Origin of the sequence: Streptomyces calidiresistens, from assembly GCF_014141525.1 — a bacterium.
Lineage (GTDB): Bacteria > Actinomycetota > Actinomycetes > Streptomycetales > Streptomycetaceae > Streptomyces > Streptomyces calidiresistens.
The window spans coordinates 1-1320 of sequence record NZ_VKHS01001131.1 but is presented as its reverse complement, the minus strand read 5'-3'; the positions used below and the strand labels follow the sequence as shown (position 1 = coordinate 1320).

At 78.0% G+C, this 1320-nt stretch carries 1 protein-coding gene; it reads right to left on the bottom strand.

What is annotated here, in order from left to right; genetic code table 11:
* Positions 1–51: 51 nt before the first annotated feature.
* Positions 52–1161, bottom strand: a complete 1110-nt coding sequence (locus FOE67_RS25920) for a FecCD family ABC transporter permease (RefSeq protein WP_182667258.1) — start codon at positions 1159–1161, stop codon at positions 52–54.
* Positions 1162–1320 lie beyond the last annotated feature (159 nt).

The following is a 1320-nucleotide window of genomic DNA, read 5'->3' as shown; positions in this document are numbered from 1 at the left end:
TCCTCATCGCGCTGGTGCGCCGCTCGGCGGCGCGGGTGGAGGGTCCGGCGCTCACGCCCCCACCCCCGAGCGGCGCACCAGCGCGATGAGGAAGGGCACCCCGATCAGGGCGGTCATCACCCCGGCGGGGATTTCCGACGGCGGCAGCACGATCCGGCCCACGACATCGGCGACCAACAGCACCACCGGGCCCAGCAGCGCGGCCAGCGGGAGCAGCCGCCGGTGCGAGGGACCGGCCAGGGCCCGGGCCAGGTGGGGCACGGCCAGGCCGACGAAGGCGATCGGGCCGGCCGCCGCCACGGCGGTGCCGGTGAGCACGGCCGCCCCCAGGCCGCCGCAGATCCGCACGGCGGCCACGTTGCGGCCCAGTCCCCGGGCGACGTCCTCGCCGAGCGCCAGGGCGTCCAGCCCGCGCGCGCCGGCGAGGGCGAGGACCAGGCCGATCACCAGGAACGGCCACAGGCGGGCGAGGACCTCCGCGTCCCGGCCGGTGAGCGAGCCGATCTGCCAGAACCGGAACTGGTCCAGGGTGGCGGAGCGGGTGGTCAGCACACCGGCGATCAGGGAGGCCAGCAGGGCGTTGATCGCCGCTCCGGCCAGGGCGAGTTTCACGGGGGAGGCGCCGCCCCGGCCGCGCGAGGCGATCGCGTACACCGCGACGGCGGCGAGCCCGGCGCCGGCGAAGGCGAACCAGATCCAGCCGAGGAGGGTGTGCACGCCGAGGAAGGCGATGGCGATCACCACGGCGGCCGATGCGCCCTGGGCCAGGCCGAGGATGCCGGGCTCGGCGATGGGGTTGCGGGTCAGGCCCTGCAGGACCGCGCCCGCCACGCCGAGGGCCGCGCCGGCGAGCAGTCCGATCAGGGTGCGGGGCAGTCGCATCTCGCGGATGACCTGCGCGGTGGTGCCGTCGCCGCCGCGCAGCAGGGCGTCCCAGACCTCGGCGGGTGGCAGGGTGCGGCTGCCGACGGCCAGGCTGAGCACGATCGCGGCGGCGAGGGCGAGGGCGACGAGCAGCAGGCGGGCGAGGAAGGAGAGGTTGCCGACGCGTCGGGGCCCGGCGGCCACGGGGTTGGTTCCGCCGACCCCGGAGCGGGTCCGGGCCCCGGGGGTCCCGGTGCCCCGGGACAGGGGCACGCCGCTGGGCGCGGTGGCGGGCATGGGCGGTCCCCCGGCGGTGCGGTCGGCGGTCGGTCGGTGGCCGATCGACGGGGCGGGGTCGCCCGGGGGTCATCCACCGCGTCTCTCGGGTGAGGCCAGCCTAACCTTGCCGGCTGTCGCGCGGCGGGTGGGGCGGCCGGGTGGACCGCCGGGGACGGG